Origin of the sequence: Flammeovirga sp. EKP202, from assembly GCF_014534745.1 — a bacterium.
Taxonomy (GTDB): Bacteria; Bacteroidota; Bacteroidia; order Cytophagales; family Flammeovirgaceae; genus Flammeovirga.
In genome coordinates this window covers 34172-60287 of the sequence record NZ_JACVVP010000028.1, presented here as the reverse complement: position 1 = coordinate 60287, position 26116 = coordinate 34172, and the positions used below count along the sequence as shown (strand labels likewise).

Genomic DNA, 26116 nt, shown 5'->3' with positions numbered 1-26116 from the left:
TTTAAGTTCGTATTGGGTAAGTACTTCTTAGAAATACACTCCCAATCCTAATTGGAATACGTTGTTTGGATATGAACCTGCATCTGATGTAGAAGAAAGACCAATGTTGTATCTCGCATCTAGTGTCATACCATTAAAGTCATAACCTAGACCGACTGCTAAAGCGAAGTCAATCCCTTCAACTTGATCTGAAACATCTATACTATCACTACCGTCTGAAACTTTAGCACCGCCTAAAATTCCTAATTGTGGGCCTGCTTGAAAGTTGAATCCATGAGACTCAGGGTATAATTTAAAGATGACAGGAACGTTAATGTAATTGTACTTTACGTTTACACCATCCCCTAAACTAGCACCTTGCATTGAGTATACTAATTCCGGTTGAATGCAAAGGGAATTGGATGCTCTGAATTGAACAAAGCCACCCACATGGATACCCATTTTTGATTTGGTTCCTTCTGAATCTCCTCCAATATTAGAAACGTTGAGACCACCTTTTACACCGCCTTTTACTTCGTTTGATTGAGCAAATAGATTGGCTTGGCCACAATATAACATCGTGACGAAGAGTAACATTTTTAAAGCTTTCATACTTTAATAAATAGTTTGTTTGATAAATAGAAAAAATCAAAAAGGATGATATGATTTTAGTATTGATCATATTCTTGAATAGAAAATGATAGTTTGCTTAATGTTTTAGTCGTCACATCCTTTTGAGTGATTATAATCACAGATCGAAAGTATTAATAAATCTATCGAAATCAAAGATTCAATGAGTGAAATCATTCAACTAATACATACTAACTCTATTTTATATACACTCAAATAGATTGATAATGAGGATAATGAAAGCCTTAATAAATAGATTGATTAATATAAAAAATAACTCTCTCAAAATAGGCTTCTGAGAGAGTTGTATCGGTTATAGGAAAATACCTACACCTAATTGAAGAACATTGTTTGGATATGAACCTTGATCTGACGTAGATGAGATTCCAATATTATACCTTAAGTCGATGGTCAACCTATTAAAATCATGGCCTAACCCCAGCGCAAATGCAAAGTCGGTTCCGTTTAATTGATCAGAAACGTCTTGTTTTTCATCACCACCTTTTACATTCGCGGAAGCTAAAAGACCTAGTTGTGGTCCAGCCTGAATGTTAAAACCTTTACCGTCAGGATACACTTTTGCAATTAGAGGAATATTGACATAATTGTAATGAAGTGAGATATCTCCCTTTATTGATTTTGCACCTTGCATAGAGAACATGACTTCTGGCTGTATCGCTACGTAGTCTGAAATACTGTATTTCATAAATCCGCCAATTTGAAATCCTACTTTTGGTTTCAAACCTGAAGCATCGCCTCCGATTTTGGTAGAGTTAATTCCACCCTTGATACCGCCTCGGAATGTTGAAGATTGTGCAAACAGGTTGGTCTGACCACAATATAAAATTGTGATGAATAGCATTAGCTTTAAAATTTTCATCTTGAAAAAATAGATTAATAAAAAATAAAAAAATCAAAAGGGTAATATGGTTTTAGTTATACACTTTCATTGAATGAAAATGGTCTTTGATAGCTTTTAAACCCTTTTGTATGATTGTAACCACAGCTCAAATGTATTGATAAATCTATTTTATTCAAAGGTGAGATGTATGAATTTATTCAATTATTTTAACGCTCTAACGACTTCATCTATTCCCAATTTCCTTAAACATTCGCAAGGTTTATCCTCTACACATTTTATGCATGAGGCATCAGGAGTAATAATAGGGCTCATTTCTTTATTGATATAGAAAGATTCTGCTGAAGAAGAAATACAAATGACTTTTGATCCCATAGCATGAGCAAGGTGGGCGATATCATTATTATAGGTGACCAACACATCACTTTTAGCAATCAGTGCTAGCGTCTCTTCAAGGTCTTCTAAATCAGTAGAGTTTTTTACACTTGGAACTCTGAACAATTCTGGAGCGGTCATTTCTAACGCCTTCCCTTCCATCTCATTACCTGCAATGATATAGTTATTTTCATACTTTGGAAGTTCTTCTATTAATTCGAAATAACGAATAGAAGGCCACACTCTATGAGTAGCTAATCGATAGGGATAGAAAACGATATTTTTGAGATCCTTTTTAATAATTCCTCTAAATGTACTTACCGGAGCCGTTAATGGAGGATCAATAGTTATTTTTTCATTAATGCCCAATGGAGTAAGTAAAGCATGATAGCACTCTTCTAGTGTACTAAATTGTTCAGTGTCAATAGAATTTGTGAAGCGGCGGTTACTTCTCCATCCGCTTTTAGTACCAATTCTCATTTCAATTTTAAGATCCCTACATTTCTTAGAGAGTTCTTTATTTTCTGATAGGAAGAGAGCTGCTTGATTTTGTACTAAAGTATCATCATCTACTTCCTCATAAGCAAGAAATTGATGGATATCATTGATGTATTCTTCTAATATTTTTTGCTCTTTAGTTCCTATCCAAGTAATGCGTAGTTGAGAATTATGTGATAGTAAAGTACTGACTATAGGTAAGGAAATAGCAAATTCCTTCATAGAAGGGCTTCCAATTATAACGATATTATCTATTCCTTGTATTCTCATAACATTATACACTCAATGATATCACTAAATAGCTTCTTTTTTTGAATTCCTTGGTATATTGTAATAAACCAAAAACAGGATTACTTATGGCACTGTTTAAACCTTAATTTTTTATCACATTTATAAAAAGGAAACACCTTCAAAGGTAGTTCTTTCTACTCTAATTACATCATGAATAACGACTCTAAGAAGAAAAAATCCCCTAATACTACTGCACAGCGATTAATTATTTTTGATCGTGAATTTGCCCCTCATACTGATTCCATGTATAGTTTTGCGTTTCGTTTGACGGGTAATGATGAAGATGCTAAAGACTTAGTGCAGGATGCACACATGAAAGCCTATCGATTTATAGATAGTTTTGAAATTGGAACCAATGCCAAAGCTTGGCTTTTTAGAATTTTAAAAAATAGCTTTATTAATGAATACCGTAAGAAAAGTAAGGAACCCTCAAAGATTGATTACAATGAGGTGGAAACGGTATACAGTGGTGAAAGAGATGACCCAAGCTTAGTGGCTGGATTGAAACAAGAAAACTCTAAATATAAAATTGGCGATGAAGTAACCGGTGCTTTGAATGCGTTAGCTGTTGATTTCAGAATCGTAATTATCCTTTGCGATATTGAAGGATTCACTTACGAAGAAATGTCAAAGATTTTGGATATTCCAATAGGAACTGTGCGTAGTCGACTGCATCGTGCGCGTAATCTACTGAAGGAAAAGCTAGAAGATTACGCAAAAAAGATGGGATATTATCAAAAGAAAGCGAACTAAGTGCGATTAAATTGTTTAAGTCATTATCTTTGCATTCTTAAACAAAAATTTATTTTGCACATATAAAGCATGAAATCAGGCAAAGTATTTATCTTTTCTGCACCGTCAGGATCAGGTAAAACCACCGTTGTGAGACATCTTCTAAGTGTATTTCCAGAATTGACCTTTTCAATCTCTGCTACCACACGTGCTCCGAGAGGAGAAGAACAAAACGCGAAAGATTACTATTTTATCTCTTTGGATAAGTTTAAAGAGAAAATCGCGAACGATGAATTTGTAGAATATGAAGAGGTATATCAAAACCTTTTCTACGGAACTTTAAAAAGTGAAGTAGAAAGAATTTGGGAAGAAGGAAAGCATGTTGTCTTGGATGTAGATGTTCAAGGCGGAATCAGCCTGAAAGAATACTTTAAAGAGAAAGCACTTTCTGTATTTGTTTGCCCTCCAGATGTAGCTTGCCTAGAAGACCGACTAAGAGCAAGAGCCACAGATTCTGAAGAAGCGATCAAAGAAAGAGTAGCTAAAGCAGCAGAAGAAATGCCATTCGGAGATCAGTTTGATGTTCGTTTGATCAATAAAGACCTTCCTGTTGCTTTAGCAAATGCTGAGAAACTTGTTACAAAGAAATTATCAGAATAACCACCTGATAAAAGATATGAGAAGAGCATAGTCGAAAGATTATGCTCTTTTTTATATTATTTTGAATAATTACTCTGATTTCTAATACGCTGTCCAAGTGTTTTTAAAATTCCTTGCATTAAACTTCTTCTGTAGCCCATTAAGGCCAAGAAATCATCCTGCTCTATAGTCATCAAGACAGAATCTTTTGTAGTGGTGGCAGAAAGCGACCTTGGTGAAGAATCCAATAAACTAAGGTCACCGAATAAATCTCGATTCATTAAGTTATTAAAAGTAAATCCACCATCATGTAATTTCACCTCTCCTTCATAGATAATATACATTTCTCTACTCTCCTCTCCTTTTCTAAAAATAGTGGTATCTCTAGGAAGTCTGACCTCATGCATAATACTTGCAATGTCTACTAAAATGTGTTCAGGAATTTCTCTGAACAATGTAGTTGAACGTAATAAAATTACTTTTTCAAGTTCTAATAATGGTTTTGTTCCTTCGTTTAATATGCCCATAAGCCAATCTTTTCTTTCTATAGAAACCAGCTCATCTAAAGATTTTGATACTGGTAAATCTTGATAATCTTCTATTCTTTTTAAACTGATTAAAGCAGGTTCAATCAGTTTGATGTCGTCTTTGTTTAATATCTGACCGATGTATTTCATCAGACTTGGAGACATTGAATCACGAATACTAATTAATGCTGTAATTTTTGTCCAAGTGGTAAATAAAGGTCGGTTAAAACTATAAGGCCTGATAATCCCTAAAGTAATACTCAATGGATCAACAAGATTTGCGGAATAATAGTCGCCTAATTTTTGCATTTTCATTTCTAGGCTATAATATCCCAAAACAATAATCAGTTTTTGATAGATCGATGAAGGCAGGGTTTTCCAAAGGTTTTTTTCAATCTCTGCATTTCTTAAAATCATTTCTTGCTCGGTATATTCAAAAAGACGCTTACTGAAAGATGTCGCTTTGAATAACTGATCCCCTTTACCTGCAATCATAAATTCTTGAATGGTTCTGATTCCTTCTTCTAGCAATTCTAGTTCATCTTCCAAGGCTTTGGAAAGCATGGCACGGAAAGGCTTTTCATGTTTTAGAACGACAATGGCATTACAAAGCCAATAGTAATTCTGGAAGAAGCGCTCCAAATGTTTATTTAATACTTGGAAATCAGTTTCCGTTTTAGGTCTGTATTTTAATCTTTTGAGTGCATTATAGGCGGCCATTCTCATAAACGGCCAAGGGTAATCTACCAATTGCCACAAAATCTCATAGGATTTAGGCGTATCAATCTTACCCATTATTTTACATAATGTGATCAGATAGACATCTTCTCTCCTTTTATTGACAAATAATTCGTTTTCAATAATATCCAGACAATCTTCACCATATTGAATTAGTGTTCTCAATACGGTATCGTTGAATTTATTTTCCTTTAAAAGGTTAATTAATAGAGGAATATGAATGGGACTTTTCACGATTCCAGCCATTTTTATTCCTTCTTTGATTAATAAATCATCACCACTAATAATTGCATCAAAAATGTAGGGTTCGCTTTCTGAAGGAGATACCTTTGCTAAGATTTTTAGAGCAAATAACTTTTGTTGTGGGTGCTCTGACTTTAGCGTGTTTTTAATATAGTTGAGTGCTATCGTTCGTTGTTCTTCAGATTCTGAGGATAATAGTCCATATAATGCTCCTTTTCTGATTTCCTTATTGTCATCATCAATCCAATCAATCACTTCTTTAATAAAAGTGGGGTCACTCTTACAAGTACTGATGATAGCTTTTTTTCTAACCCTAGGATCAGGATCTTTTAGTGCTAATGTTTTTATAGCCTCTTCAATCTTGGGCGTTTTGATCTCTTCATTAAAAGTAATAGAAAAATACCTTACCACTTCCTCAGGGTGGCGAAGCATATGTAATAGTACCGTTTCATTCTTTTTAGGATTAATCATGGTATTGGCCTCCAATGCATAGATTACATCTTCGGGTCTATGAGAAATCAATTTATTTACCAAAAGACGATTTACTTCCTGGTCATGCGTTGCAATTTCATAACTTTCAATATCCCTCAATAAAAAAGCACGTCGAATAATAACCCTGTAGTCTCTGGAAACAATTTTGGCACAAAGCCACCATGCTAATAAAAAACTGATGGTCAACCATACAATAACAGGCCCTTCTCTAGAAGGAGTGTCAGCATCAACAATCCATAAGAAAAAACCTGCCAGGACTAAACCTAGTGAACCGAAAAATCCTCTTAAAATACCAAAAGTAAAACCTCTATGTTTTTTCTGAATAGGCCTCAATAATGAAGGTGTCACTGTGGTTAAAATGATATTTCGAGTAATGATAAACACAATGGCCACCAAGGTGAGCATAATAGGGATTTGTGGAGGGCTAAATCTTAAAACAAGATAGGTCAGGACCACTACACACAATAAAATAAGAGGAGGTATAGTAAGTAGTTTTTTGATGCCTATATCCTGTAATTTCCTTGATGAAAAGAAAGGGGTGATTGTGGCTACGATAGCGTATGAAATGATTAATAGGAGTGCTAGTGCAATTAATCCTTTTTGAGGTGTAAAGAGCGAAACTCTTAGGTCTATCATAAAGAAAAACTCTACAATTCCCCAAACACATGCCATGCAAACTGTCAATAAACCCAACTTTAGAACATAAGGGTTAGAGATGCCAAATGCCCAAAAACTATCGGGTGTGAATTTTCTTGAAGGACGAGTTACTTTATCATGGTACTCTTCCAGCTGATCATCAATATTACTATTTTTTAGCGATTGCCAAAGGCCCCACCCTGATAAAATATAAAGAGGAATAGCCCAAAAAGCCATCGCAGATAAACTGAATAAATTTGATCCCACCAAAACGATGATGAATCCGGTGAGTTTTGCAAAAACTTTAAATGATTTGGCCTGTTCAAGAACTTTTCTCCTTTCAGGGGTGGTAGAATAATTTTCAATAACAGTCCAATAGGTGCAATCTTCGAAAAAGATCAAAAGCTTAATCCCAATAATTAACCCTTGTATGACGAGGTAACCACTTTCACTTAAACTTAAATACCAAATAAAAACACCAATCAAAACTTTAATTAAACTATAAGTGGCATTGAGGTGTTCTACTCGGAAACGACGCTCTAGGTAGGCTAAAAGTCGGGCTAATAAAAGAATTATGATTCCACTAAACATGAAAGCATAAGGCAAATTGTCAACTGCTCTTTCCTGAAATAATGTAGTATAAGCGATTGAAAATACAATGGCTAAGCCCGCTCCTTCTGCCACGAAAAAAAGGTTTACCCAGTTAGGGTTTTCCTTTCTCAATAACTGATAGAGTTTGCTAAAAATATTGTTTTTCGGGAGGTAATAATAAAGTTTAGAAGCAATTGAATTCATTTCTTATAATTCAGTTATCACTTGTGAAAAAATGCTTCTGATGAAAACATCTTATCATGTTTTAATTTGAAGTGTTTTTGCTTTCAAAAGATAGTAGAAAAAAAAAGCCGAAGCAATTAAAAAATTACTTCGGCTTTTCAGTTATATATTAAAACGTCTTACTTGTTCATTGAGATCAAGAATTCTTCATTTGTTCTTGTTCCTCTCATGTTGCTCTGTAAGAATTCCATTGCTTCTGTAGATTTCATATCAGACATCATTCTACGCATAATCCATACACGTTGTAATGTATCTTTATCCATCAATAGATCTTCTCTACGAGTACCCGACATTGGAATATCAATAGCAGGGTAAATACGCTTGTTGGCCAATTTTCTATCCAACTGAAGTTCCATGTTACCCGTACCTTTGAATTCTTCAAAGATTACTTCGTCCATCTTCGACCCTGTATCAATCAATGCTGTAGAGATGATCGTTAATGAACCACCGTTTTCAACATTTCTTGCAGCACCAAAGAATTTCTTAGGTTTATGCAAAGCGTTAGCATCCACACCACCAGAAAGAATCTTTCCAGATGAAGGTGTAACGGTGTTATAAGCACGAGCCAAACGAGTAATTGAATCAAGAAGAATGACAACATCATGAGAACATTCTACCATTCTTTTCGCTTTCTCTAATACCAATGAAGAAACTTTTACGTGTTTATCTGCAGTTTCATCGAAAGTAGAGGCAATTACTTCAGCGTTTACACTACGTTGCATATCAGTCACCTCTTCCGGACGTTCATCAATCAATAAAATGATCAAATAACATTCAGGGTGATTTTGTGCAATAGCATTAGCTACTTCTTTCAATAGCACTGTTTTACCTGTTTTAGGTTGTGCTACGATCATACCACGTTGACCTTTACCAATCGGAGCAAATAAATCTAGCACACGTGTAGAGTAGATTTGCGGTTTAGTAGAAAGGTGTAATTGATCTTGTGGGAAAAGTGGCGTTAAATATTCAAAAGGAATACGATCACGAATTTCTTCAGTCGTTTTTCCGTTTACTGTATCAACTCTTAGTAAAGCAAAATATTTTTCACCGTCCTTTGGAGGTCTTACATTACCTCTTACTGTATCACCTGTTTTTAGACCAAATAATTTGATTTGTGAAGGTGAAACATATACATCATCAGGACTGGCTAAGTAATTATAGTCAGAAGACCTTAAGAAGCCAAAACCATCAGACATGATTTCTAATACGCCTTCACTGCTGATTACACCGTCAAAGTCCTTTACAGATATTTTCTGTACTGGTTTTGGAGGTTCAGTAGCTTTTTGTTCAATGGCTTTCTTTCTTTCTTGTTGAAGAGTAGGATTTTTTTCATCCGATTCGTCATCCAAAAACATATCGAAATCAGGCATATCGTCCAAAGGATCAATACCTAGATCGATTTCTTCCCACGACATAATATCATCATGCGTAATAGGTTTTGGAGCGTTAGATTGACCAGGATTATTTTTTTGACCTCTAGCTTTCTTTGGATCTTGATTTTTGCCTCTCTGATTTGGGTTCCCTTTTTTAACGTTTTCTCTCTTCACTCTTTCTCTCGGTGTTACAGAACGTTTATTTAATCGGGCTTTATCAGGTCTGCTTTCTGGTTTTTTGTTTTGACTAACGGGCTTTTCGCTCTCTGGTTGAGGAGCATTTTCTTTATCGTTATCGTTAGAGGCAGTTGGCGTAACTTTCGGAGTTTGCTCTACTTCTTTCGGTGCTTCAGCCACAGGTTGTGCACCCTCATTTTTTTCTTGAGCCTTGATTTGATTTTCAATTCTCTCAATGAGTTCTTTCTTACGAAGGTTACTGAAATTTTTCATGCCAAGACTTTCTGCAATATCTTTTAACTCAGACAGCAGTTTAGCCTCTAGTAGCTTTCTTGTATACATAAAAATAATGATGACAGCGTTTCAGACTGTCGCTATAATGAAATACTTTATGAAGAAACTTAATTTATAATATTAAGATTGTGTGTGAGATAGAAGCTATCTACATCGTAGTCACCTTACCGGAAGGAAATAGGCTTTGTCGTGACTTTTTATATTATAAGCAAATCTAAGTTATCCTATTTAATTTCACAAGCTGAAATGATAAGATTGCTTTAATTTCTAATCAATTTTTCAATAACATCCCCAAAATAAGCACCATATTCAGGTCCTACCCAGTTCATTTCTCTGATTTCGTAACTCTGTAATGAGTCATAATAAGCATCACAAGTAATGTAACCAACGTAATTTCCATTAAAACTAGATAGCATGAAATGTTTATTATGTTCTTTTGCTAACGAGTCAAATTTATAATCCAATGCAATCTCTCCTGAAAAATCAGAGGGAGTACCAAACCAATCTATATCTCCTAATTTGAAATAGGTAATATCACCTTCCAGTCCTCCAGAAGCCATTTTAAATATCCAATTTCGAACTTTTAGATTTTCTTCAATTCTCACTTGAGAGGGTCTAAAATCAATGGGGACCTTATGAACACTAGCGTCTACAACATAATCAACAGCTGTAGCATCCCATTTATTTAATATTGAATCAGATAGTGCTTGCCCCATATGTTTGATCATTTCGAAGTCTCTCTCTCCATGAGGGCTATTAGGCCCGTGACTAGCTACCATTCCTGCGCAATACATAGCAAAATCAATAGAAGGTTGTTTTTCTAAATAATCAATAAATTCCCCTGGGTAATCTCTTGAATAGATCCAGAAGTCCATACTTAAACAAGTGGCGTGTGCATTATAAGTAGTGATGATCGCTTTTTTCCCATCTGTTCTGATGATTTTAATAGCACGAATTGAGTTTTCTTTACGCCCTCCATTCACTATTCTATTTCTTACCCAGTCAGGTGATTCTGTTTTTATAAATCCAATACCGCCTTTCGATTTTGTATTACGGGCTTGCTTTATAGCATTAAACGAAGCTTCTGTAATCTTTTGAGTTGCTGCTTCAGAATATTTACCCATTGATAAGCTTCCTAATGTCGAAGGGTCAAATCCACCCATACCGTTGTGTGTATGTATTGCAGAAAAAAGGACCTGATCAGTGGTAAGGCCAATAGTTGGCAATAGTTTTTCCAAACGTTTTCTTACTTCAATAGGGAAAATCATTAGGTCTAATGTAAGGACAAAAGATTCTCTTACTCCATCATCAAAGGCAAAGGCTCTGGCATACAGAGAATCCCTTACTGCTGTGTATACAGTTCTGAAACCATAACCGGCTACAGGTAAAACTACATTTTTAGGAATGATGGATTGGGCAGACCAACCGATAAGAAGAGTATCTTGTGTGGAAACTTCTTTGTGTATTGCAGATATAATATTATCCGTATTGATAATGGTGTTTTTATATTCTGCAGTGGAATGTAATGGCGTTCTATCTATTCTTCCGATTAAAAAAGAAACAAATATTAAAAAGCCAAGAAGAAAAAAACTAATCTTTTTTTTCAAGAATATGGGAGTTTTAAGTCTAAAATCGTAATGCCATAAAAATACAGAATCCCTTTTTACTAATACTAATTTTGTCTTTAAAAGTTTTACTATTGGATTAACAGTGTACACTTCGCTTTTTTGTGTGTTAATTGTAGTGGTTTTAATAAAAAAGTCATTTATATTTAGTAGTGTTAACATAAGTAATAACTCATTTTTTTATCATGAAAACACTTTTACTTAAAGCATTTATGCTATCAAGTCTAATCGCATTATTACAAAGCTGCTATCCAGGAGGAGCTGAATATACAAGCGATTTAGATATTGCAATCTCACGATACGAATCTGTTGAGAATCTGAGATCTTATCGTTCTTATTATTTAGTAGAAGATTCTATTGCTGTTACTTCAAACACCAAAGATACTTTAACATTAGTGCAACAATTAGCAGTTTTGGCTAATGTTGATACGCAACTTCAAGGTATTTTGGAATTGGAAAAAGTAACTAAAACGGAATTAGAATCGGGAGCAAAAGTTCCAGATCTCTTTATTCAATTATCACAAATTGCTGTGCAGCAATCTGGTTTTGTTTGGCAGCCACCGTATTATCCAGGTTACCCAGGTTGGGGCTATCCAGGTTGGGGTTACCCAGGCTACCCTTGGTATGGCGGAGGATATTCTTATTATTCTTACAGTAATGGAACAATTCTTTTTGACTTTATTGATGTTGAGCAAACTACAAAAGAAAATGAAGGCATTGGTAATGACGAAGTACCAACTCTTATTTTAGGATGGCAAGGTGCTTTAAATGGCGTTCTTTCAAGAGCTAACAGTGTACCTTTGATCAATGAGGGTGTTGATGTTTTATTTGATCAATACAATACAGCTAAAGCAGGTACCGAATAACAGAAAGTCAACTATCCAATCTATTCAAAAGAACTTAAATCATGAAAAAATATATTATAACCCTCTTGTTGGGACTGACAGGATTTTATGCTTCTGCTCAACAATCCGATTTCATTTTGACCTATCAAATGGCTTTGCCTTTAGGAAATACAAGCGATTACATTAGTTCCTTTAGTGGAAGAGGTGTTGGTTTGGAATGGAAAAAACATTTACTTACAACTCCAGTATCGTATGGATTTTCAGTAAACTGGAATGTTTTATATCAAAAAGTAGATGACCGTTACAATAGCCCAGAGGAAGGAATTGTGGCAGACGGTAGACAATATAGATATCACAACACTGTACCGATTTTATTACATGCTAATTATTATTTTAATGAAGATGGAATCATTAATCCTTTTGTTGGTGTAGGATTGGGTACTTATTATATAAACCAAAGAACCTCATTTGGTCAATGGGCCTTTATTGAACAAAATTGGCATTTTGGTATAGCACCAGAAGTAGGTGTTGTTGCAGACGTTAGTTCTTCTTTCAATATGTTGTTTACAATTCGTTATAATCATGCTTTCAAAGCTGGTAATACAACAGATCATTCTTACTTAGGATTTAATGTAGGCTTTGTTTTCTAGTTTGGGAGCAATGACTAATTAATTTTCTATTCTAAATGATTGAATCTGAGTTTTTAAGGAATATAATTAAGGAAACGCTGTAACCTTATTTGTTCCTTTGAGTATTAAAGAGTTATAAAACGAATTTTAAGCACGATCTACAATAATGAAAAAATTATTAATAATAGCATCTCTTCTTTTGGGGACATCAATGATGGTTAACGCACAGAATATAGATGCTGAAACAATTAAGTCAGTTATAAAGACAGAGAAAAGAATTTTCTTTATGGAGAATATGGATTTATCTCTGGAAGAAGCGACAAAATTCTGGCAGTTATATGATAAATTTGAATTAGATAATTCGGAGTTATCAAGAGAAAAAACAAAATTATTTGAGGAGTTAATAAGTGAAACTGATGGAATCACTGATGAAGAAGCATTAAACATGGTCAATGAACTAATGGTGATTCAACAGAAAAACTTAAAGTTGAAGAAAAAGCATATCAAGATGATGCAAAAAGAGTTATCACCTAAAACAGTAGCTCGTTTTTATCAATTAAATGAATTGGTAAACAGTTTCTTAAAAACTCAAATATTAAGTGAATTACCTGTAGTACAAAGTAAGAAGTAGTTATTTTGATACTCTAAAGTTATAAGAAACCTCAATGTCTGATAGAAAAGATATTGAGGTTTTCGTTTTTAAGAACTAAAGTAGATGATAAATAATTTTGTCTTAGTACTTATTTTACTTTCTAAAGTAGTTTCGTATTTGTAAGTAAATTACAACAAGAACGTCTAATGTGTGTTTCTACATTACATGTATTTTTTTATTAGAAATTACGGAACAACTGAATAAGCGGTTTGAATAATTATTTTGAATATGAATATTTCAAAACAGTCTATCATTAAAGAATTAAAATCATGGGGATTTTTCGTTATTCTTTTAGGAGGACTTTATATTACAGGAGCCTTACCAGAAGTATCTGCTCTTATACAGAGAGGTCTATTAATGACAGGGTTAATGAATGCCTCTTCTTCTGAAGAATATGTTGGTAAGACAGATTATAATTGGAAATTGGAAGAGTTTGAATCCGGTGAGAGGATAGACTTTTCAGCATTCAAAGGCAAAAAGGTTTTTCTAAATGTGTGGGCATCATGGTGTCCCCCTTGCATAGCAGAAATGCCTAGTATTGAAAAACTGTATCAGCATTTTAAAGGAGATGATAATGTAGTTTTTATTATGTTGAATGTGGACGAAGATAAGCTGAAAGCCGAAAAATTTTTGAAAAGAAAGGGGTATAGTTTTCCAATTTACAGAAGAATCACCTCTACTCCTTCCATTTTTCAAAGTAATAGCATTCCTTCTACTTATGTAATTAATGAAAAAGGAGAAGTAATCTTTAAACATCAAGGTTTAGCAAACTATTATTCAGATAGTTTTATAAATATGCTAACAATACAATGACATTTCTTAAGTTATTTAGTATTGTTGATAAAACTTATGCCAATAAGAGTATGACTTTAGTAACTTTTGTCTATATTTGCAAGTTGCATGTAAAATATATTATTTGCATCGGGCAAAATAGTCTATTTACTTGCAATAATTTACATTTTGGCGCCTCTGTTTAGGATGGTACGAGATACCATATAAGCAGATAGTTTTTGAAACTTAAAAAAGAATACCACCTTGGCAACATTCAAGAACGGTAGAAAGAATTTTGCATCAGCAAAAAGAGTACTGGGTTACCCAGACTTCTTAGATGTACAGTTTAAGTCTTTCCACAATTTCTTCCAAATCGACACTCCACCAGAATTACGTGAAGATGAAGGTCTTTACAAAGTATTCATGGAGAATTTTCCAATTACAGATTCTCGTGAGAACTTTAATTTGGAATTTATTGATTATACAATTGATCCTCCAAAATACACTGTTGATGAGTGTGTAGAAAGAGGTTTGACTTTTAGTGTACCTTTAAAAGCTAAGTTAAAGCTTTCTTGTAGCGACGAAGATAACGAGGATTTTGAAACCATCGAACAAGATGTGTTCTTAGGAAACATTCCTTACATGACTCCTCGTGGATCGTTTGTAGTTAATGGTGCAGAACGTGTAATCGTTTCTCAGTTACACAGATCTCCAGGTGTGTTCTTTGCTCAATCAAAACACACTAACGGTACTAAACTTTACTCAGCAAGAGTAATTCCTTTCAAAGGATCATGGATCGAATTTGCAACTGACGTTAACAACGTGATGTATGCTTATATCGACCGTAAAAAGAAATTCCCAGTGACGATGCTTCTTCGTTCGATCGGTTATGGATCAGACAAAGACATCTTAGATCTATTCGAACTTTCTGAGGAAATCGAGGTAAATAAAACAAACCTTGCTCAGTTAGAGAATAGAACATTGGCTGCTCGTGTTCTTAAAACATGGACAGAAGACTTCGTAGATGAGGATACAGGTGAGGTAGTTTCTATCGACCGTAACGATGTTATCTTAGAGCGTGATCATATCATCTCTGAGGAAGATCTTGAATTGATCGAAGATGCAGGTGTTAACTCTGTGATCGTTCATAGAAAAGATATCAACATCAACGATTTCCGTATCATCTTCGATACATTAGCAAAAGATAATTCAAACTCAGAGAAAGAAGCGGTACACCAAATCTACCGTCAACTTCGTAACACTGAGGCTCCTGATGATCAGACTGCACGTGATATTATCAACAACTTGTTCTTCTCAGACAAACGTTACGATTTAGGTGAAGTAGGTCGTTACAAACTTAACCGTAAGTTACAGTCGGAGACAGGCATGGAAGTGCGCGTACTGACTAAAGAAGATATTGTCAAAATCATCAAGCACTTGATCCACTTGATCAACTCTAAAACAGTAGTTGATGATATTGACCACTTGTCAAACCGTCGTATCCGTACGGTGGGTGAGCAACTTTACTCTCAATTCGGAGTAGGTTTAGCTCGTATGGCACGTACTATTAAAGAGCGTATGAACGTTCGTGATAACGAAGACTTTAAGCCAGTTGATTTGGTAAATGCTCGTACGTTATCATCAGTGATTAACTCGTTCTTCGGTACCAACCAGCTATCTCAGTTCATGGACCAGACTAACCCTCTTGCAGAGGTAACGCACAAGCGTCGTATCTCAGCATTAGGACCAGGTGGTTTATCAAGAGAGCGTGCAGGTTTCGAGGTTCGTGACGTTCACTACACTCACTATGGCCGTCTGTGTACTATTGAGACACCAGAAGGTCCAAACATTGGTCTGATTTCATCTCTTACGGTATATGCTAAAGTAAACAGCATGGGATTCATTGAGACTCCTTACCGTAAAGTTACAGATGGTATCGTTGACATTGAAGACAATAACGTTACTTATATTTCTGCTGAAGAGGAAGATGATAAATTCATCGCTCAAGCTAAGACTGACTTAGATGAGAACAACCGCTTCACTGAAGAGTTTGTAAAAGTACGTTACGAGGGTGACTTCCCGCTTAAAGCGCCAGAAGACATCCAATATATGGACGTTGCTCCAAACCAAATTGTATCGATTGCCGCATCATTGATTCCTTTCTTAGAGCATGATGATGCCAACCGTGCATTGATGGGATCCAACATGCAGCGTCAAGCCGTGCCATTATTGAAGCCTGAAGCTCCAATCGTAGGTACTGGTTTGGAAAGAAACGTAGCAATTGACTCTCGTACTGTAGTTCTTGCAGAGAAAGACGGTGTGGTAGATACAGTTGATGCGAATGGTATTCATATGAGATATGATCTTACAGAGGACGAAAAGTTAGCTACTTTCGAAGACGATGTAAAATCACACAACTTGGTGAAGTTCCGTAGAACAAACCAGGATACTTGTATGAACATGCGCCCTATCGTAAAGAAAGGGGACAGAGTAAAACAAGGTGACGTTCTTTCTGAAGGTTATTCTACTGAAAATGGTGAATTGGCAATTGGTAAAAACTTACTAGTAGCCTTCATGCCTTGGCAGGGATATAACTTTGAGGATGCGATTGTAATCTCAGAGCGTGTAGTACGTAATGACGTTTATACATCACTTCACATTGTTGAACATGAATTAGAAGTGCGTGACACTAAGCGTGGTGAGGAAGAATTAACTTCTGAAATCCCTAACGTTGGTGAAGACGCAGTGAAAAACCTTGACGAAAACGGTATTATCCGTGTAGGTTCACGTGTTCGTCCTGGTGATATCTTAATTGGTAAGATTACTCCTAAAGGAGAATCAGATCCAACTCCAGAAGAGAAATTATTACGTGCTATCTTCGGTGATAAAGCAGGTGATGTAAAAGACGCTTCATTAAAAGCTTCTCCATCTTTAATTGGTACAGTAATCGACACTCGTCTATTTGCTCGTCCTAAGAAAGACAAAGAGATGCGTGCTAAAGCTAAGAAAGAAGTTGAGTTGTTGAAAAAGCAATACTCACGCGACTTGAAAGGCTTAGAGAATAAGATGATGTCTAAATTGATTGAGTTATTGGATGGTATGACTTGTGAAGGCGTATTCCATAAATTCGGTCAAGAAGTGATGAGCAAAGGAGTTACTTTCTCTGATGCCAACATCGCTGAAAACATCTTCTCTGGAGAGAACCCATTCCGTGATGATTCAAGTTATGCAGTTCCTGAGGAAGTGAACCTAATCGGTGACCTTATCTTAGACAACTGGACGTCTGATACTCGTATCAACGAATTAGTACGTTCAACTGTGAAGAACTACGTGAATGCTCGTAACGAAGTAACGGGTTACTTCAAGCGTGATAGATTTACACTAGAAGTAGGTGACGAATTACCAACAGGTATCGTGAAGCTTGCTAAAGTTTACATCGCTAAGCGTCGTAAATTGAAAGTAGGTGATAAGATGGCCGGTCGTCACGGTAACAAGGGTGTTGTTGCGAAGATCGTTCCTGAAGAGGATATGCCATTCTTAGAGGACGGTACTCCAATGGATATCTGTTTGAACCCTCTAGGTGTACCTTCACGTATGAACATCGGTCAGATCTATGAAACTGTTCTAGGTTGGGCTGGTTTGAAAATGGGTAGAAAATATGCGACTCCAATCTTTGATGGTGCTTCTGAAGAAGAAGTAGTAGCAGAATTGAAAGAAGCAGGTTTACCTGACTTTGGTCGTGCTCAATTATATGATGGTTTAACAGGTGACCCATTCCACCAAAGAGTTTCTGTTGGTGTGATGTACATGCTTAAACTAGGTCACTTAGTTGATGATAAGATGCACGCCCGTTCTATTGGACCTTACTCGTTGATTACTCAACAGCCATTAGGTGGTAAGGCACAGTTTGGTGGTCAGCGTTTCGGTGAGATGGAAGTTTGGGCATTAGAGGCATTCGGTGCAGCTAATGTACTTCGTGAAATCTTAACTGTGAAGTCTGATGATGTTCAAGGACGTGCGAAAGCATACGAGGCAATTGTTAAAGGTGACAATATGCCGAATCCAAACGTTCCAGAATCATTCAACGTATTGGTGCACGAACTTCGCGGTTTAGCACTAGAGATTACGCTACAGTAATTCTGGTCTCGACAAGACTAAAAAGCCAAAATGTATATATGAAAAACCTGTGGAGTTCTCTCCATGGGTTTTTTCACATTTTGAGTATTCTGATATTGTGTGTGTTTTGTTGAATATTTACTCCCATCAATTGATCATTTACTGCTTTAACAATAATACTATCTATTTCTAATGACCTAAAACTTGCGAAAAAACGCATTAATCAAGCATAGGTTAATAATTAATGACAGCTATTTATTGAGAAATCATAAGATGATTTATTAAATTGCGTAGCATTTTTGATAAGAAAAATCGGTAAGTCCATGAACTCTATTATTGTATAAATCGTAGAGAACATGAATGTAATGATATAAAATAATTAAATATGAATTTAAAAGATATTGCTTCAGTTGCTGGTAAACCTGGCTTATTTAAGATTGTAAAACCATCACGTACAGGTGTAATTGTAGAATCTTTAGAAGTAAAGCCTAAGAAAACTATTGTGAACGCAAGTCAAAGAATCTCTATTTTAAAAGAGATTTCTATGTATGTGACAGGAGAAGCTGAAGAATCAGTAGCTTTAGAGGAAGTTTTCCAATCGATCAAGTCGAAATTTGGTGTAGGTATTTTAACTGATGTAGATACAAAAAGTGAAGACGATTTAGAAGACTTCATTACTTCAGTGTTACCTAACTGGGATCAGGATCGTATTTATACTTCTGACATTAAAAAATTAGTGACATGGTACAATAAGCTTTCAGAGTTCTACCCTGAAGCTTTAGAAGATACAGAAGAAGAATCAAAAGACGAAGAAGCGTCTGCTGAGTAATAGTAATTCTTTCTATGGAGAGGCTTGAAAACTATGATTTTCAAGCCTCTTTTAATTTGGGAAAAATTCTTCTAATACATTTTGAAAACCATCTTTAGTTAGTGGTTTAGTCATGAATTTTTTGACAGCTGGATGCTTCTCCCCTCTGCTTTTATCATCAGGATTTAAACTGGTTGTGAGCATTACTACAATCGTGTTATCAACAAGTTCAGAAGGCATACTTTCGAACTCATCTAGAAACTCCCAACCATTCATCCTAGGCATATTAATATCTAAAAAGATCAATAGAGGTTCATCTTCATCAATAATTTGCTTCTTAAGGAAATCAAGCCCTTGTTGGGCTAGCATTTTTATTTCGATTTTAGCATCAGTTAGCTTTGATGATTTAATGATCATTTCGTGAAGAAAATTTACAGGTTCATCATCATCTATTAATAATATTTGGTTCAATTTTTCTCGGTTCATTCTTCTTCTGTGTTAATAGTAAAATAAAAAGTACTACCTACGCCAACTTCTGATTCTACCCAGATTTGTCCATGGTGTAGGTTAATAATTTTTTGGCAATGGGCTAGTCCAATTCCTGTACCTTCACCATCACTTTTTGAGGTGAGTCTTTGAAAAATAATAAAGATTTTCTGTCGGAATTTCTCATCTATACCAACCCCATTGTCTTGGATTCCAAACATCCATTCACCGTCTATGTGAGCAGATGATATTTTGATAAAAGGAGCTTCGGTTGGTTTTCTAAATTTAATAGCATTACTAATCAAGTTTTGGAATAATAGTCTTAACTCAAGTGGATAGCCATAAACGACTGGTAAATCAACATATTCAATGATGGTATTAGTTTCTTCGATGACAACTTGCATATCGTCTTGAACATGGCTTAGGATTTCATTAATGTTTACTTTTTTTAATTCTCTGTTTTTACCAAGTCTCGAATATTCAAGAAGTCCATGAATAAGCATTGACATCCTTTTGGATGCCTGACCAATATAATAAATAAACCTTTTAGATTCCTTATCTAATTGAGATAGATCTTGCTCTTGTAGTAAATCAGAAAAACTTGAAATAGTTCTAAGAGGCTCTTGTAGGTCATGGGATGTGATAAAGGCAAACTGTTCAAGCTCTTTGTTTTTTCCTTGTAATACTTTTTGAGCTTTTTCCATCTCTTCCATCCTTATATGATCTAATTGATACATATACATATAGTCCATAATTATGCCTATAAATGGAATAACATATGAAATTGATTTTAAGAAGTGTGCAATGTTAAAATGTTCATCAAAAAGTCTATCTGACCCTACAGCCATATGAATTTGGGTTGCAATTGCAGGAAGCATACTCCACAAAAGTGCCTCAACAAATACTCCTGGATCTTTTCTCTTGAGCGTTGGAATAAGAATCGTAAAAAGTATAACATAGAGTACTAAAGGAATAATATCATAAGGTCTGCTGATCCAAAAATTAGGGTAATAGGTATTAGGCAAAGCAGATGCAACAGCACAATAGTGTACAATACCATATGTAATAATAAAGACAATAAAGCAGATTACCCACATGATATGGTTCTTTCTGTACTTAAGAATTACATCATTGTAGTTGATGACAAGTGCTATTCCTAACAATAGAATTGCTGCATTGAATATTCTTGAAAGGGTCCAGGTAAATGGAATAAAGTTGTCATTAAATGCAATGGATTCAATGATATTAGCAGCAGCCAAAGTATGAAAGGCATCCATACATCCTGCAAAGAAGAGTACAATACCTATGATTGGTGCTGTTGTATTACCTGTCATCTTGTATTGAATAAAACTTAGGGCAGCTGTAGAAAGGGCAATAGTAACACCGCTCCATTCTAATATAAGATGAACGAAAAAGCCAATATACTCTTCAAAAATAAGAGAGCGAACACTTACATTGTCTAATACTGAATCTTCGATATGATGAATTGAAGGATTTCCAAAATTAAAAAATGTAAGCTGTAATATCAGGGGGGCTATACTTACAAAAATCGTAGCCCCTATAATTCCTCTTGGTAATTTAGCAATGTACTTGCTGGTTTCTTCTGTTTTTAACATGTAATAAAAGGGCCTCTAAAATTAGTTCAATAAGATACTCATTTTTAAAAAGGGCCCCTACGATCTACTTACAATTTCTATAGATGTTAAAATCAATTATTTATAAAGTACTTTTTATGTACTAAATTCATGAAACATTACATACAAAAAAGCCGAAATGAACTTTCATTCACTTCGGCTTTTATATAAATAATTATACTATTTTATTTTTTCCTTGATTGAAAATAGGCTTCAATTTCTTCTCGACTAAGTGCATTAAAAGTCATGTCTTTTGTTAGTCCTGCTTTCTGACCTATAAGTAAACCATAATGCATATCAGCGTATCCTTCAACAGCGTGGGCATCGGGGTTTAAGGAGAGTTTTACACCTTGTTCCAAAGCATAATGTGCCCATCTCCAATCTAAATCCAATCGCCATGGACTAGAGTTGATTTCAATGACAACACCATGTTTCGCACAAGCATCAATGACAGCTTTGTGATCAATTGGGTAGCCTTCTCTTCGAAGCAATAATCTTCCCGTTGGATGTCCCAGAATAGTTGTAGCAGGATGTTCAATGGCTTTGATGAGACGTTCGGTTGCTTTTTCCTTAGTCATGGTCAAAGGCGAATGAATGGATGAAACAACAAAATCAAATGTGGCTAAAACATCATCATCATAGTCAAGACTTCCATCAGAAAGAATATCAGATTCAATTCCTTTGAATATTTTGAAAGGAGCTAATTCCTTATTTAATTCATCAATTTCCTTGTGCTGCTGTTCAATTCTTTCTACAGACAGACCATTAGCATAAAAAGCAGTTTTGGAGTGATCAGAAATACCCAAATACTCATACCCCTGCTCTTTTAAGTAAACAGCCATTTCTCTTAATGTATTCTGCCCATCAGAGTAATCAGAGTGATTGTGCAAAGATCCTTTAAGGTCGCTATCCTGTACTAGTTCTGGAATTCCATTTTTTACAAAATCTTCATCAAAAAGACCTTCTCTCAACGGTGTAGGGAAAAATGGAAGTCCCGCTTTTTCGTATATCTCTTTTACAGAATTTACTTCTTCTTTTCTCAATACTTCTGCCAATGACATGTTCCCTTCTTTTTGTAATTGAAGGTGCTGAACAGTCGCACTTTTTTGAAAGGATAGTTTTAAAAACTCATCAGGAGAGGCAACAAAAATTTCTAACTCACTCTCATTTTCTCCAATTGTTCCTCTAAGCGTTAAAGGGATACTTCTCTCAAGATCAATTGATACTCCATCGTAATCTTTAAGGTCTTCAATTAAACGAGATGAACTCTCAGCGGCAATTGTAAATTGAAAGGTTTCAACTACTTCTCTATGTAATGACAAAGCACCTGCTGTTGCTACTTTAATATTTTTAGTTTGAAGAAAATCAATAAAATCATTCGCTACGACTTCCGCTTTAGCATAATGCATTCTCTTACGGTTTTCCTGTAAGAAAAGTACTTGTTGAAGAATTTTAGCTTCTGTTTTAGCAGCAAAACCTTTTAATGTTTGCACTTTATTTTCTTCGCAAGCGGCTTTTAATTTCTCTAAAGAATCAATTTCCAATTCTTTCCAGAGTGTAGCAATTTTCTTAGGTCCTACCCCACTCAATCCCATCATTTCAATGACTCCTTCAGGTGTTTTTTCTTTCAGTTCTTCTAACTCTTTGAAAGTTCCTGTTTCAAAAAGAACCAATAGTTTTTCAGCCATTGTTTTGGATAACCCAACTTCAATTAAACCATCTTGATCTAATGAAATTAATGGTGTACCCGCATTTTCCATGCTTTGAATCGCTGAACTATATGCTCTTGTTTTGAAAGGATTAGCACCGTGTAGTTCCATTAATGAAGTAGTTAAACGGAACTTTTTAATAATATCTTTATTTGTCATTATCTGTCTTGAAATTGAAGTTTAAAGTTAAGAAAAAGAGTGATTAATGAAGAATGATGGGCTGATTTATAATAAACTTTAATTCGTCGATAAAAACCTTCAATTGGTAGATTACACTTCTAGAACATGAGCGTTGAATGTATTTTTGATTAACATTAATCTTAAAGATCAATCATCATGAACAAATCTATTTTTAAACTAAGCCTACTAACAGTATTTCTTGCCTTTCAATTTTTAGGCTTCACTGCATGCTCTAAAGAGGATGAAACAGAAGAGGAGATTATCGAAAATCCCATTGAAAACCTTCCTGATATTTCAGGTTACCCTATTGTTGGAACGAATCAAACCACTTTTTTTAATAATTCACAATCAACCACACTACAAGTGGAAGGAAGCGACTTTTATGGTCAAAATGCGAATTATTTGGGGAATACACCTTCTTATACAGATAATAACGATGGAACGGTAACTGATAATGTGACCGGCTTAATGTGGCAACAAAGCTTTGATCATAATGAAGATGGAACAATTGATGTCAATGATAAGCTGACTTACAATGAAATCCTGGCTTTAGTAGAAAACGGTTTCACTTATGCAGGCTATTCTGATTGGAGGGTACCTACCATCAAAGAGATGTACTCATTGATCTTATATAGTGGAAAAGATATTGCTCCCGAAAGTACTTCGGGCACAGGTTTAACGCCTTTTATTGATAACAATACTTTTGAGTTTGCTTATGGAGATGTAAGTGCAGGTGAAAGATTGATCGATATGCAATGTGCAACAACCAATATTTATGTGAGTAAAGAAGTAGAAACGTTAGTTTTTGGTGTCAACTTCGCAGATGGTCGTATTAAAGGTTACGGTACTAGGAATCCACATGGAAGTGGTGATAAGGCTTTTAATTACTTATTGGTAAGAGGAAATGCTACTTATGGGCAAAACGACTACACTGATAATGGTGATGGAACGGTAACAGATAAAGCAACAGGTTTGATGTGGGCAACGGCTGATAATACGGAGGCCATTTTATGGCAAGATGCATTGAAATATGCTGAAAATAGTGAGTTGGCAGGTCATACAGATTGGAGGTTACCGGATGCAAAAGAATTGCAGAGTATTGTAGATTACAACCGTTCGCCAGCCACAGATAATTCAGCTTCCATTGATCCTGTTTTTGAATGTACAACGATCATCAATGAAAGAGAGGAGGAAGATTTCCCTTGGTATTGGTCGAGTACTACCCACGAGTCGATGGCGAATAAAGGTGGAGGAAATGCAGTTTATGTAGCATTTGGTAGAAGTTTAGGAAATATGAACGGATGGATAGATATTCATGGTGCGGGTTCACAAAGAAGTGATCCTAAAACAGGTGATCCGGCAGATTATGAAGAGGGTTTTGGTCCTCAAGGTGATGCAATCAGAATTTATAATTATGTTCGATTAGTTAGAAATGTTGAATAGAGTATTTTGAGGTAAGAGGTAAGAGGTAAGAGGTAAGAGAGTAATTTCTTCTTCTTACCTATTTCCCTTTGTTCTATGATATAGATATTTAAAGAAAATGCAGAAGCAGGTTAATCAGGTTCCATTTATTCTGACCACATTAGTATGGTTACTTTTATTCTCTATGCCTTTGTTGTTTGGGGATTATGAGAATGGAATAAAGTGGAGCCACATTCAGAAAATTTGGGCAGAGTATGCAGTGTTGTTGATGGTTTATCTTATCAATCACTTTTACTATATGCCGAAATTCTTTTTCAAGGATAAAAAGGTCAAGTACTTTATTCTTGTAGGAATAAGTATCATCGCTTTATCGGTGGTGGTGTATTATCTGCATACTTATTTTGAAAATCAACGCCTGCCAAGGATGAGACCTAGAGAACATTTTTCACCTATGCATCCGCCTCATCATGAGATAATAAGACAGAAAGAATTTGTGCCTCCTTATGCCAATTTTATTATTCTGAGTATTCTGTTGATTGGATTTGATTCTAGTCTTTTATTTTTTAGTAAATGGACGAAATCGGAGCAAAATAAATTAAAGGCAGAGAAGGAAAACATCGCTAACAAAATGGCTTTTCTGAAAACGCAGATCAGCCCTCATTTCTTTATGAATACTTTAAATAATATTCATGCATTAATTGATTTTGATAAGGAAAAGGCACAAGAAGCCATCATTAGTTTATCTCAGATGATGGACTATATGCTCTATGATTCCCAATCGTCTAAAAGTTTGCTTTCAGAAGAGATTAATTTTATAAAAGGATATATCGATTTGATGAAATTGCGTTTGATGGATGACTTTGATTTAAAAGTGGAAATTCCTGATGAATTGCCTCAAGTAGAAGTTCCTCCTTTGTTGACGATTTCATTAATTGAAAATGCCTTTAAGTATGGTGTAAGCTATAATGAACCTTCTTTTATTCATATAAAATATACCATTGACAATCACCAAATGCATTTCTTTGTATCAAACAGAATACATCAGCATCAAAAGAAAAATAAAGGGTCAGGAATTGGCTTGGTGAACACAGAAAAAAGATTGGATCTGTTGTTTGGTGATGATTATTCTTTAGATTTTAATCAGGAAAATGACATTTTTACAGTAAACCTAAAGATTCCATTATGATAAGATGTATTGCCATAGATGATGAACCCTTGGCTTTGAAACAAATTCAAAGTTATGTGGAAAAAATCCCTTCTTTTCAACTGATAAAAACATTTACGAGTGCCATCAATGCCATTCAGTTTTTGAATGAAGAAGAGGTTGATTTGATGTTTATCGATATCAATATGCCAGACCTCTCGGGGATGGAGTTTGTAAAGTCATTAACTAGTCCTCCTAAGGTGATTTTCACGACAGCTTATAGAGAATTTGCCGTAGAAGGTTTTCAGGTAGATGCGGCTGATTATTTGGTGAAGCCTATCTCCTTTCCAGTATTTTCAAAATCATTAGAGAAGACAAAATCAAGATATTTTTCTGAATCAAAAACTATTGAAGAAACAGAATCTACCGTAAAAAAAGAGAGCGATTTTCTATTTATCAAAACCGACTATAAAATTGTCAGAATAAAGTTTGAGGAGATAAAATACATTGAGGGAATGAAGGATTATATCCGAATCCACCTTGTGAAAGGAAAGCCTTTGATGATTTTGTTTAGTCTAACGAAAGTGATGGATTTTCTTCCTTCAGAAAACTTCTTGAGAGTGCACCGTTCTTATATCGTTAATCTGAATGAGATGGTGAGTATTAGTAGAAATAGAATTTATTTTGGTGGGGATGTGGTATTGCCAGTGAGTGATCAATATAAGGATAGCTTTCAGGAATTTATCAATAAGCATTTCTTGAAGTAAATATCTGCCTT

General features: G+C 35.1%; 20 protein-coding genes. 11 read left to right on the top strand and 9 right to left on the bottom strand.

Features of this window, described 5'->3' with window-relative positions; genetic code table 11:
- Positions 1-27: 27 nt before the first annotated feature.
- The 3 genes from IC221_RS17235 to IC221_RS17225 form a co-directional block, all read right to left on the bottom strand.
- Positions 28-591 carry a porin family protein gene (locus IC221_RS17235; protein ID WP_188170160.1) on the bottom strand — a complete coding sequence of 188 codons (564 nt, stop codon included), beginning with the start codon at positions 589-591 and terminating at the stop codon, positions 28-30.
- 331 nt (positions 592-922) lie between these two features.
- Positions 923-1489 carry a porin family protein gene (locus tag IC221_RS17230; protein ID WP_188170159.1) on the bottom strand — a complete coding sequence of 189 codons (567 nt, stop codon included), beginning with the start codon at positions 1487-1489 and terminating at the stop codon, positions 923-925.
- A 183-nt stretch (positions 1490-1672) separates the two neighbouring features.
- The gene (locus tag IC221_RS17225; protein ID WP_188170158.1) at positions 1673-2611 is read right to left on the bottom strand and encodes a glycosyltransferase family 9 protein; all 939 of its coding nucleotides are present in this window, start codon (positions 2609-2611) and stop codon (positions 1673-1675) included.
- A gap of 171 nt (positions 2612-2782) precedes the next feature.
- Between IC221_RS17225 and IC221_RS17220 the strand changes: the two genes are divergently transcribed.
- Entirely contained in the window at positions 2783-3385 is a 603-nt protein-coding gene (locus IC221_RS17220; RefSeq protein ID WP_044206021.1) for a sigma-70 family RNA polymerase sigma factor, read from the top strand.
- A 69-nt stretch (positions 3386-3454) separates the two neighbouring features.
- The gene (gmk, locus tag IC221_RS17215; protein WP_188170157.1) at positions 3455-4024 is read left to right on the top strand and encodes a guanylate kinase; all 570 of its coding nucleotides are present in this window, start codon (positions 3455-3457) and stop codon (positions 4022-4024) included.
- A gap of 56 nt (positions 4025-4080) precedes the next feature.
- Here gmk and IC221_RS17210 read toward each other — a convergent pair whose 3' ends face one another.
- The 3 genes from IC221_RS17210 to IC221_RS17200 all read right to left on the bottom strand — a co-directional run bounded on the left by IC221_RS17210 (position 4081) and on the right by IC221_RS17200 (position 10924).
- Positions 4081-7434: a cyclic nucleotide-binding domain-containing protein gene (locus tag IC221_RS17210; protein WP_188170156.1), complete on the bottom strand. Its 3354-nt coding sequence runs from the start codon at positions 7432-7434 to the stop codon at positions 4081-4083.
- 158 nt (positions 7435-7592) lie between these two features.
- Positions 7593-9365, bottom strand: a complete 1773-nt coding sequence (gene rho, locus IC221_RS17205; protein WP_188170155.1) for a transcription termination factor Rho — start codon at positions 9363-9365, stop codon at positions 7593-7595.
- A 212-nt stretch (positions 9366-9577) separates the two neighbouring features.
- The gene (locus tag IC221_RS17200) at positions 9578-10924 is read right to left on the bottom strand and encodes a neutral/alkaline non-lysosomal ceramidase N-terminal domain-containing protein (RefSeq protein WP_188170154.1); all 1347 of its coding nucleotides are present in this window, start codon (positions 10922-10924) and stop codon (positions 9578-9580) included.
- A 203-nt stretch (positions 10925-11127) separates the two neighbouring features.
- Here IC221_RS17200 and IC221_RS17195 point away from each other — a divergent pair, with 203 nt between their 5' ends.
- The 6 genes from IC221_RS17195 to IC221_RS17170 all read left to right on the top strand — a co-directional run bounded on the left by IC221_RS17195 (position 11128) and on the right by IC221_RS17170 (position 18784).
- A complete protein-coding gene (locus IC221_RS17195; RefSeq protein ID WP_188170153.1) occupies positions 11128-11808 on the top strand; it encodes a DUF4136 domain-containing protein in 681 nt (226 codons plus the stop codon).
- Between the two features lie 41 nt (positions 11809-11849).
- A complete protein-coding gene (locus IC221_RS17190) occupies positions 11850-12437 on the top strand; it encodes an outer membrane beta-barrel protein (protein ID WP_188170152.1) in 588 nt (195 codons plus the stop codon).
- 145 nt (positions 12438-12582) lie between these two features.
- Positions 12583-13047: a hypothetical protein gene (locus IC221_RS17185; RefSeq protein ID WP_188170151.1), complete on the top strand. Its 465-nt coding sequence runs from the start codon at positions 12583-12585 to the stop codon at positions 13045-13047.
- Between the two features lie 249 nt (positions 13048-13296).
- Entirely contained in the window at positions 13297-13881 is a 585-nt protein-coding gene (locus IC221_RS17180; protein ID WP_188170150.1) for a TlpA disulfide reductase family protein, read from the top strand.
- A 222-nt stretch (positions 13882-14103) separates the two neighbouring features.
- On the top strand, positions 14104-17976 hold the full coding sequence (gene rpoB / locus IC221_RS17175; protein WP_188170149.1) for a DNA-directed RNA polymerase subunit beta: 3873 nt from the start codon (positions 14104-14106) through the stop codon (positions 17974-17976).
- 364 nt (positions 17977-18340) lie between these two features.
- Positions 18341-18784: a DUF5606 domain-containing protein gene (locus IC221_RS17170; protein WP_188170148.1), complete on the top strand. Its 444-nt coding sequence runs from the start codon at positions 18341-18343 to the stop codon at positions 18782-18784.
- A gap of 51 nt (positions 18785-18835) precedes the next feature.
- On the opposite strand, the gene IC221_RS17165 is transcribed toward IC221_RS17170, so the two are convergent.
- From IC221_RS17165 to IC221_RS17155, 3 genes are all read right to left on the bottom strand, one after another.
- Positions 18836-19249, bottom strand: coding sequence for a two-component system response regulator (locus IC221_RS17165; RefSeq protein ID WP_044211161.1), 414 nt, complete (start codon positions 19247-19249; stop codon positions 18836-18838).
- Entirely contained in the window at positions 19246-20865 is a 1620-nt protein-coding gene (locus IC221_RS17160; RefSeq protein ID WP_188170147.1) for an ATP-binding protein, read from the bottom strand. The genes IC221_RS17165 and IC221_RS17160 overlap by 4 nt, the downstream gene beginning before the upstream one ends.
- A gap of 203 nt (positions 20866-21068) precedes the next feature.
- A complete protein-coding gene (locus tag IC221_RS17155; RefSeq protein WP_188170146.1) occupies positions 21069-22751 on the bottom strand; it encodes a DNA polymerase/3'-5' exonuclease PolX in 1683 nt (560 codons plus the stop codon).
- 177 nt (positions 22752-22928) lie between these two features.
- Here IC221_RS17155 and IC221_RS17150 point away from each other — a divergent pair, with 177 nt between their 5' ends.
- The 3 genes from IC221_RS17150 to IC221_RS17140 all read left to right on the top strand — a co-directional run bounded on the left by IC221_RS17150 (position 22929) and on the right by IC221_RS17140 (position 26105).
- On the top strand, positions 22929-24215 hold the full coding sequence (locus IC221_RS17150) for a DUF1566 domain-containing protein (protein WP_188170145.1): 1287 nt from the start codon (positions 22929-22931) through the stop codon (positions 24213-24215).
- Positions 24216-24312: 97 nt separating this feature from the next.
- Complete coding sequence (locus tag IC221_RS17145) at positions 24313-25380, top strand: sensor histidine kinase (protein WP_188170144.1); 1068 nt, start codon at positions 24313-24315, stop codon at positions 25378-25380.
- The gene (locus IC221_RS17140) at positions 25377-26105 is read left to right on the top strand and encodes a LytTR family DNA-binding domain-containing protein (protein ID WP_188170143.1); all 729 of its coding nucleotides are present in this window, start codon (positions 25377-25379) and stop codon (positions 26103-26105) included. The genes IC221_RS17145 and IC221_RS17140 overlap by 4 nt, the downstream gene beginning before the upstream one ends.
- Positions 26106-26116: the final 11 nt, after the last annotated feature.

What these genes read in the sequence shown, in the direction of transcription:
- IC221_RS17155 (WP_188170146.1), bottom strand. Translation starts at nt 22,751, where the DNA reads ATGACAAATAAAGATATTATTAAAAAGTTCCGTTTAACTACTTCATTA.
- IC221_RS17235 (WP_188170160.1), bottom strand. Translation starts at nt 591, where the DNA reads ATGAAAGCTTTAAAAATGTTACTCTTCGTCACGATGTTATATTGTGGC.
- IC221_RS17140 (WP_188170143.1), top strand. Translation starts at nt 25,377, where the DNA reads ATGATAAGATGTATTGCCATAGATGATGAACCCTTGGCTTTGAAACAA.
- IC221_RS17195 (WP_188170153.1), top strand. Translation starts at nt 11,128, where the DNA reads ATGAAAACACTTTTACTTAAAGCATTTATGCTATCAAGTCTAATCGCA.
- IC221_RS17220 (WP_044206021.1), top strand. Translation starts at nt 2,783, where the DNA reads ATGAATAACGACTCTAAGAAGAAAAAATCCCCTAATACTACTGCACAG.
- IC221_RS17180 (WP_188170150.1), top strand. Translation starts at nt 13,297, where the DNA reads ATGAATATTTCAAAACAGTCTATCATTAAAGAATTAAAATCATGGGGA.
- rho (WP_188170155.1), bottom strand. Translation starts at nt 9,365, where the DNA reads ATGTATACAAGAAAGCTACTAGAGGCTAAACTGCTGTCTGAGTTAAAA.
- IC221_RS17210 (WP_188170156.1), bottom strand. Translation starts at nt 7,434, where the DNA reads ATGAATTCAATTGCTTCTAAACTTTATTATTACCTCCCGAAAAACAAT.
- IC221_RS17190 (WP_188170152.1), top strand. Translation starts at nt 11,850, where the DNA reads ATGAAAAAATATATTATAACCCTCTTGTTGGGACTGACAGGATTTTAT.
- IC221_RS17230 (WP_188170159.1), bottom strand. Translation starts at nt 1,489, where the DNA reads ATGAAAATTTTAAAGCTAATGCTATTCATCACAATTTTATATTGTGGT.
- IC221_RS17145 (WP_188170144.1), top strand. Translation starts at nt 24,313, where the DNA reads ATGCAGAAGCAGGTTAATCAGGTTCCATTTATTCTGACCACATTAGTA.
- IC221_RS17165 (WP_044211161.1), bottom strand. Translation starts at nt 19,249, where the DNA reads ATGAACCGAGAAAAATTGAACCAAATATTATTAATAGATGATGATGAA.
- IC221_RS17160 (WP_188170147.1), bottom strand. Translation starts at nt 20,865, where the DNA reads ATGTTAAAAACAGAAGAAACCAGCAAGTACATTGCTAAATTACCAAGA.
- IC221_RS17185 (WP_188170151.1), top strand. Translation starts at nt 12,583, where the DNA reads ATGAAAAAATTATTAATAATAGCATCTCTTCTTTTGGGGACATCAATG.
- IC221_RS17225 (WP_188170158.1), bottom strand. Translation starts at nt 2,611, where the DNA reads ATGAGAATACAAGGAATAGATAATATCGTTATAATTGGAAGCCCTTCT.
- IC221_RS17170 (WP_188170148.1), top strand. Translation starts at nt 18,341, where the DNA reads ATGAATTTAAAAGATATTGCTTCAGTTGCTGGTAAACCTGGCTTATTT.
- gmk (WP_188170157.1), top strand. Translation starts at nt 3,455, where the DNA reads ATGAAATCAGGCAAAGTATTTATCTTTTCTGCACCGTCAGGATCAGGT.
- IC221_RS17150 (WP_188170145.1), top strand. Translation starts at nt 22,929, where the DNA reads ATGAACAAATCTATTTTTAAACTAAGCCTACTAACAGTATTTCTTGCC.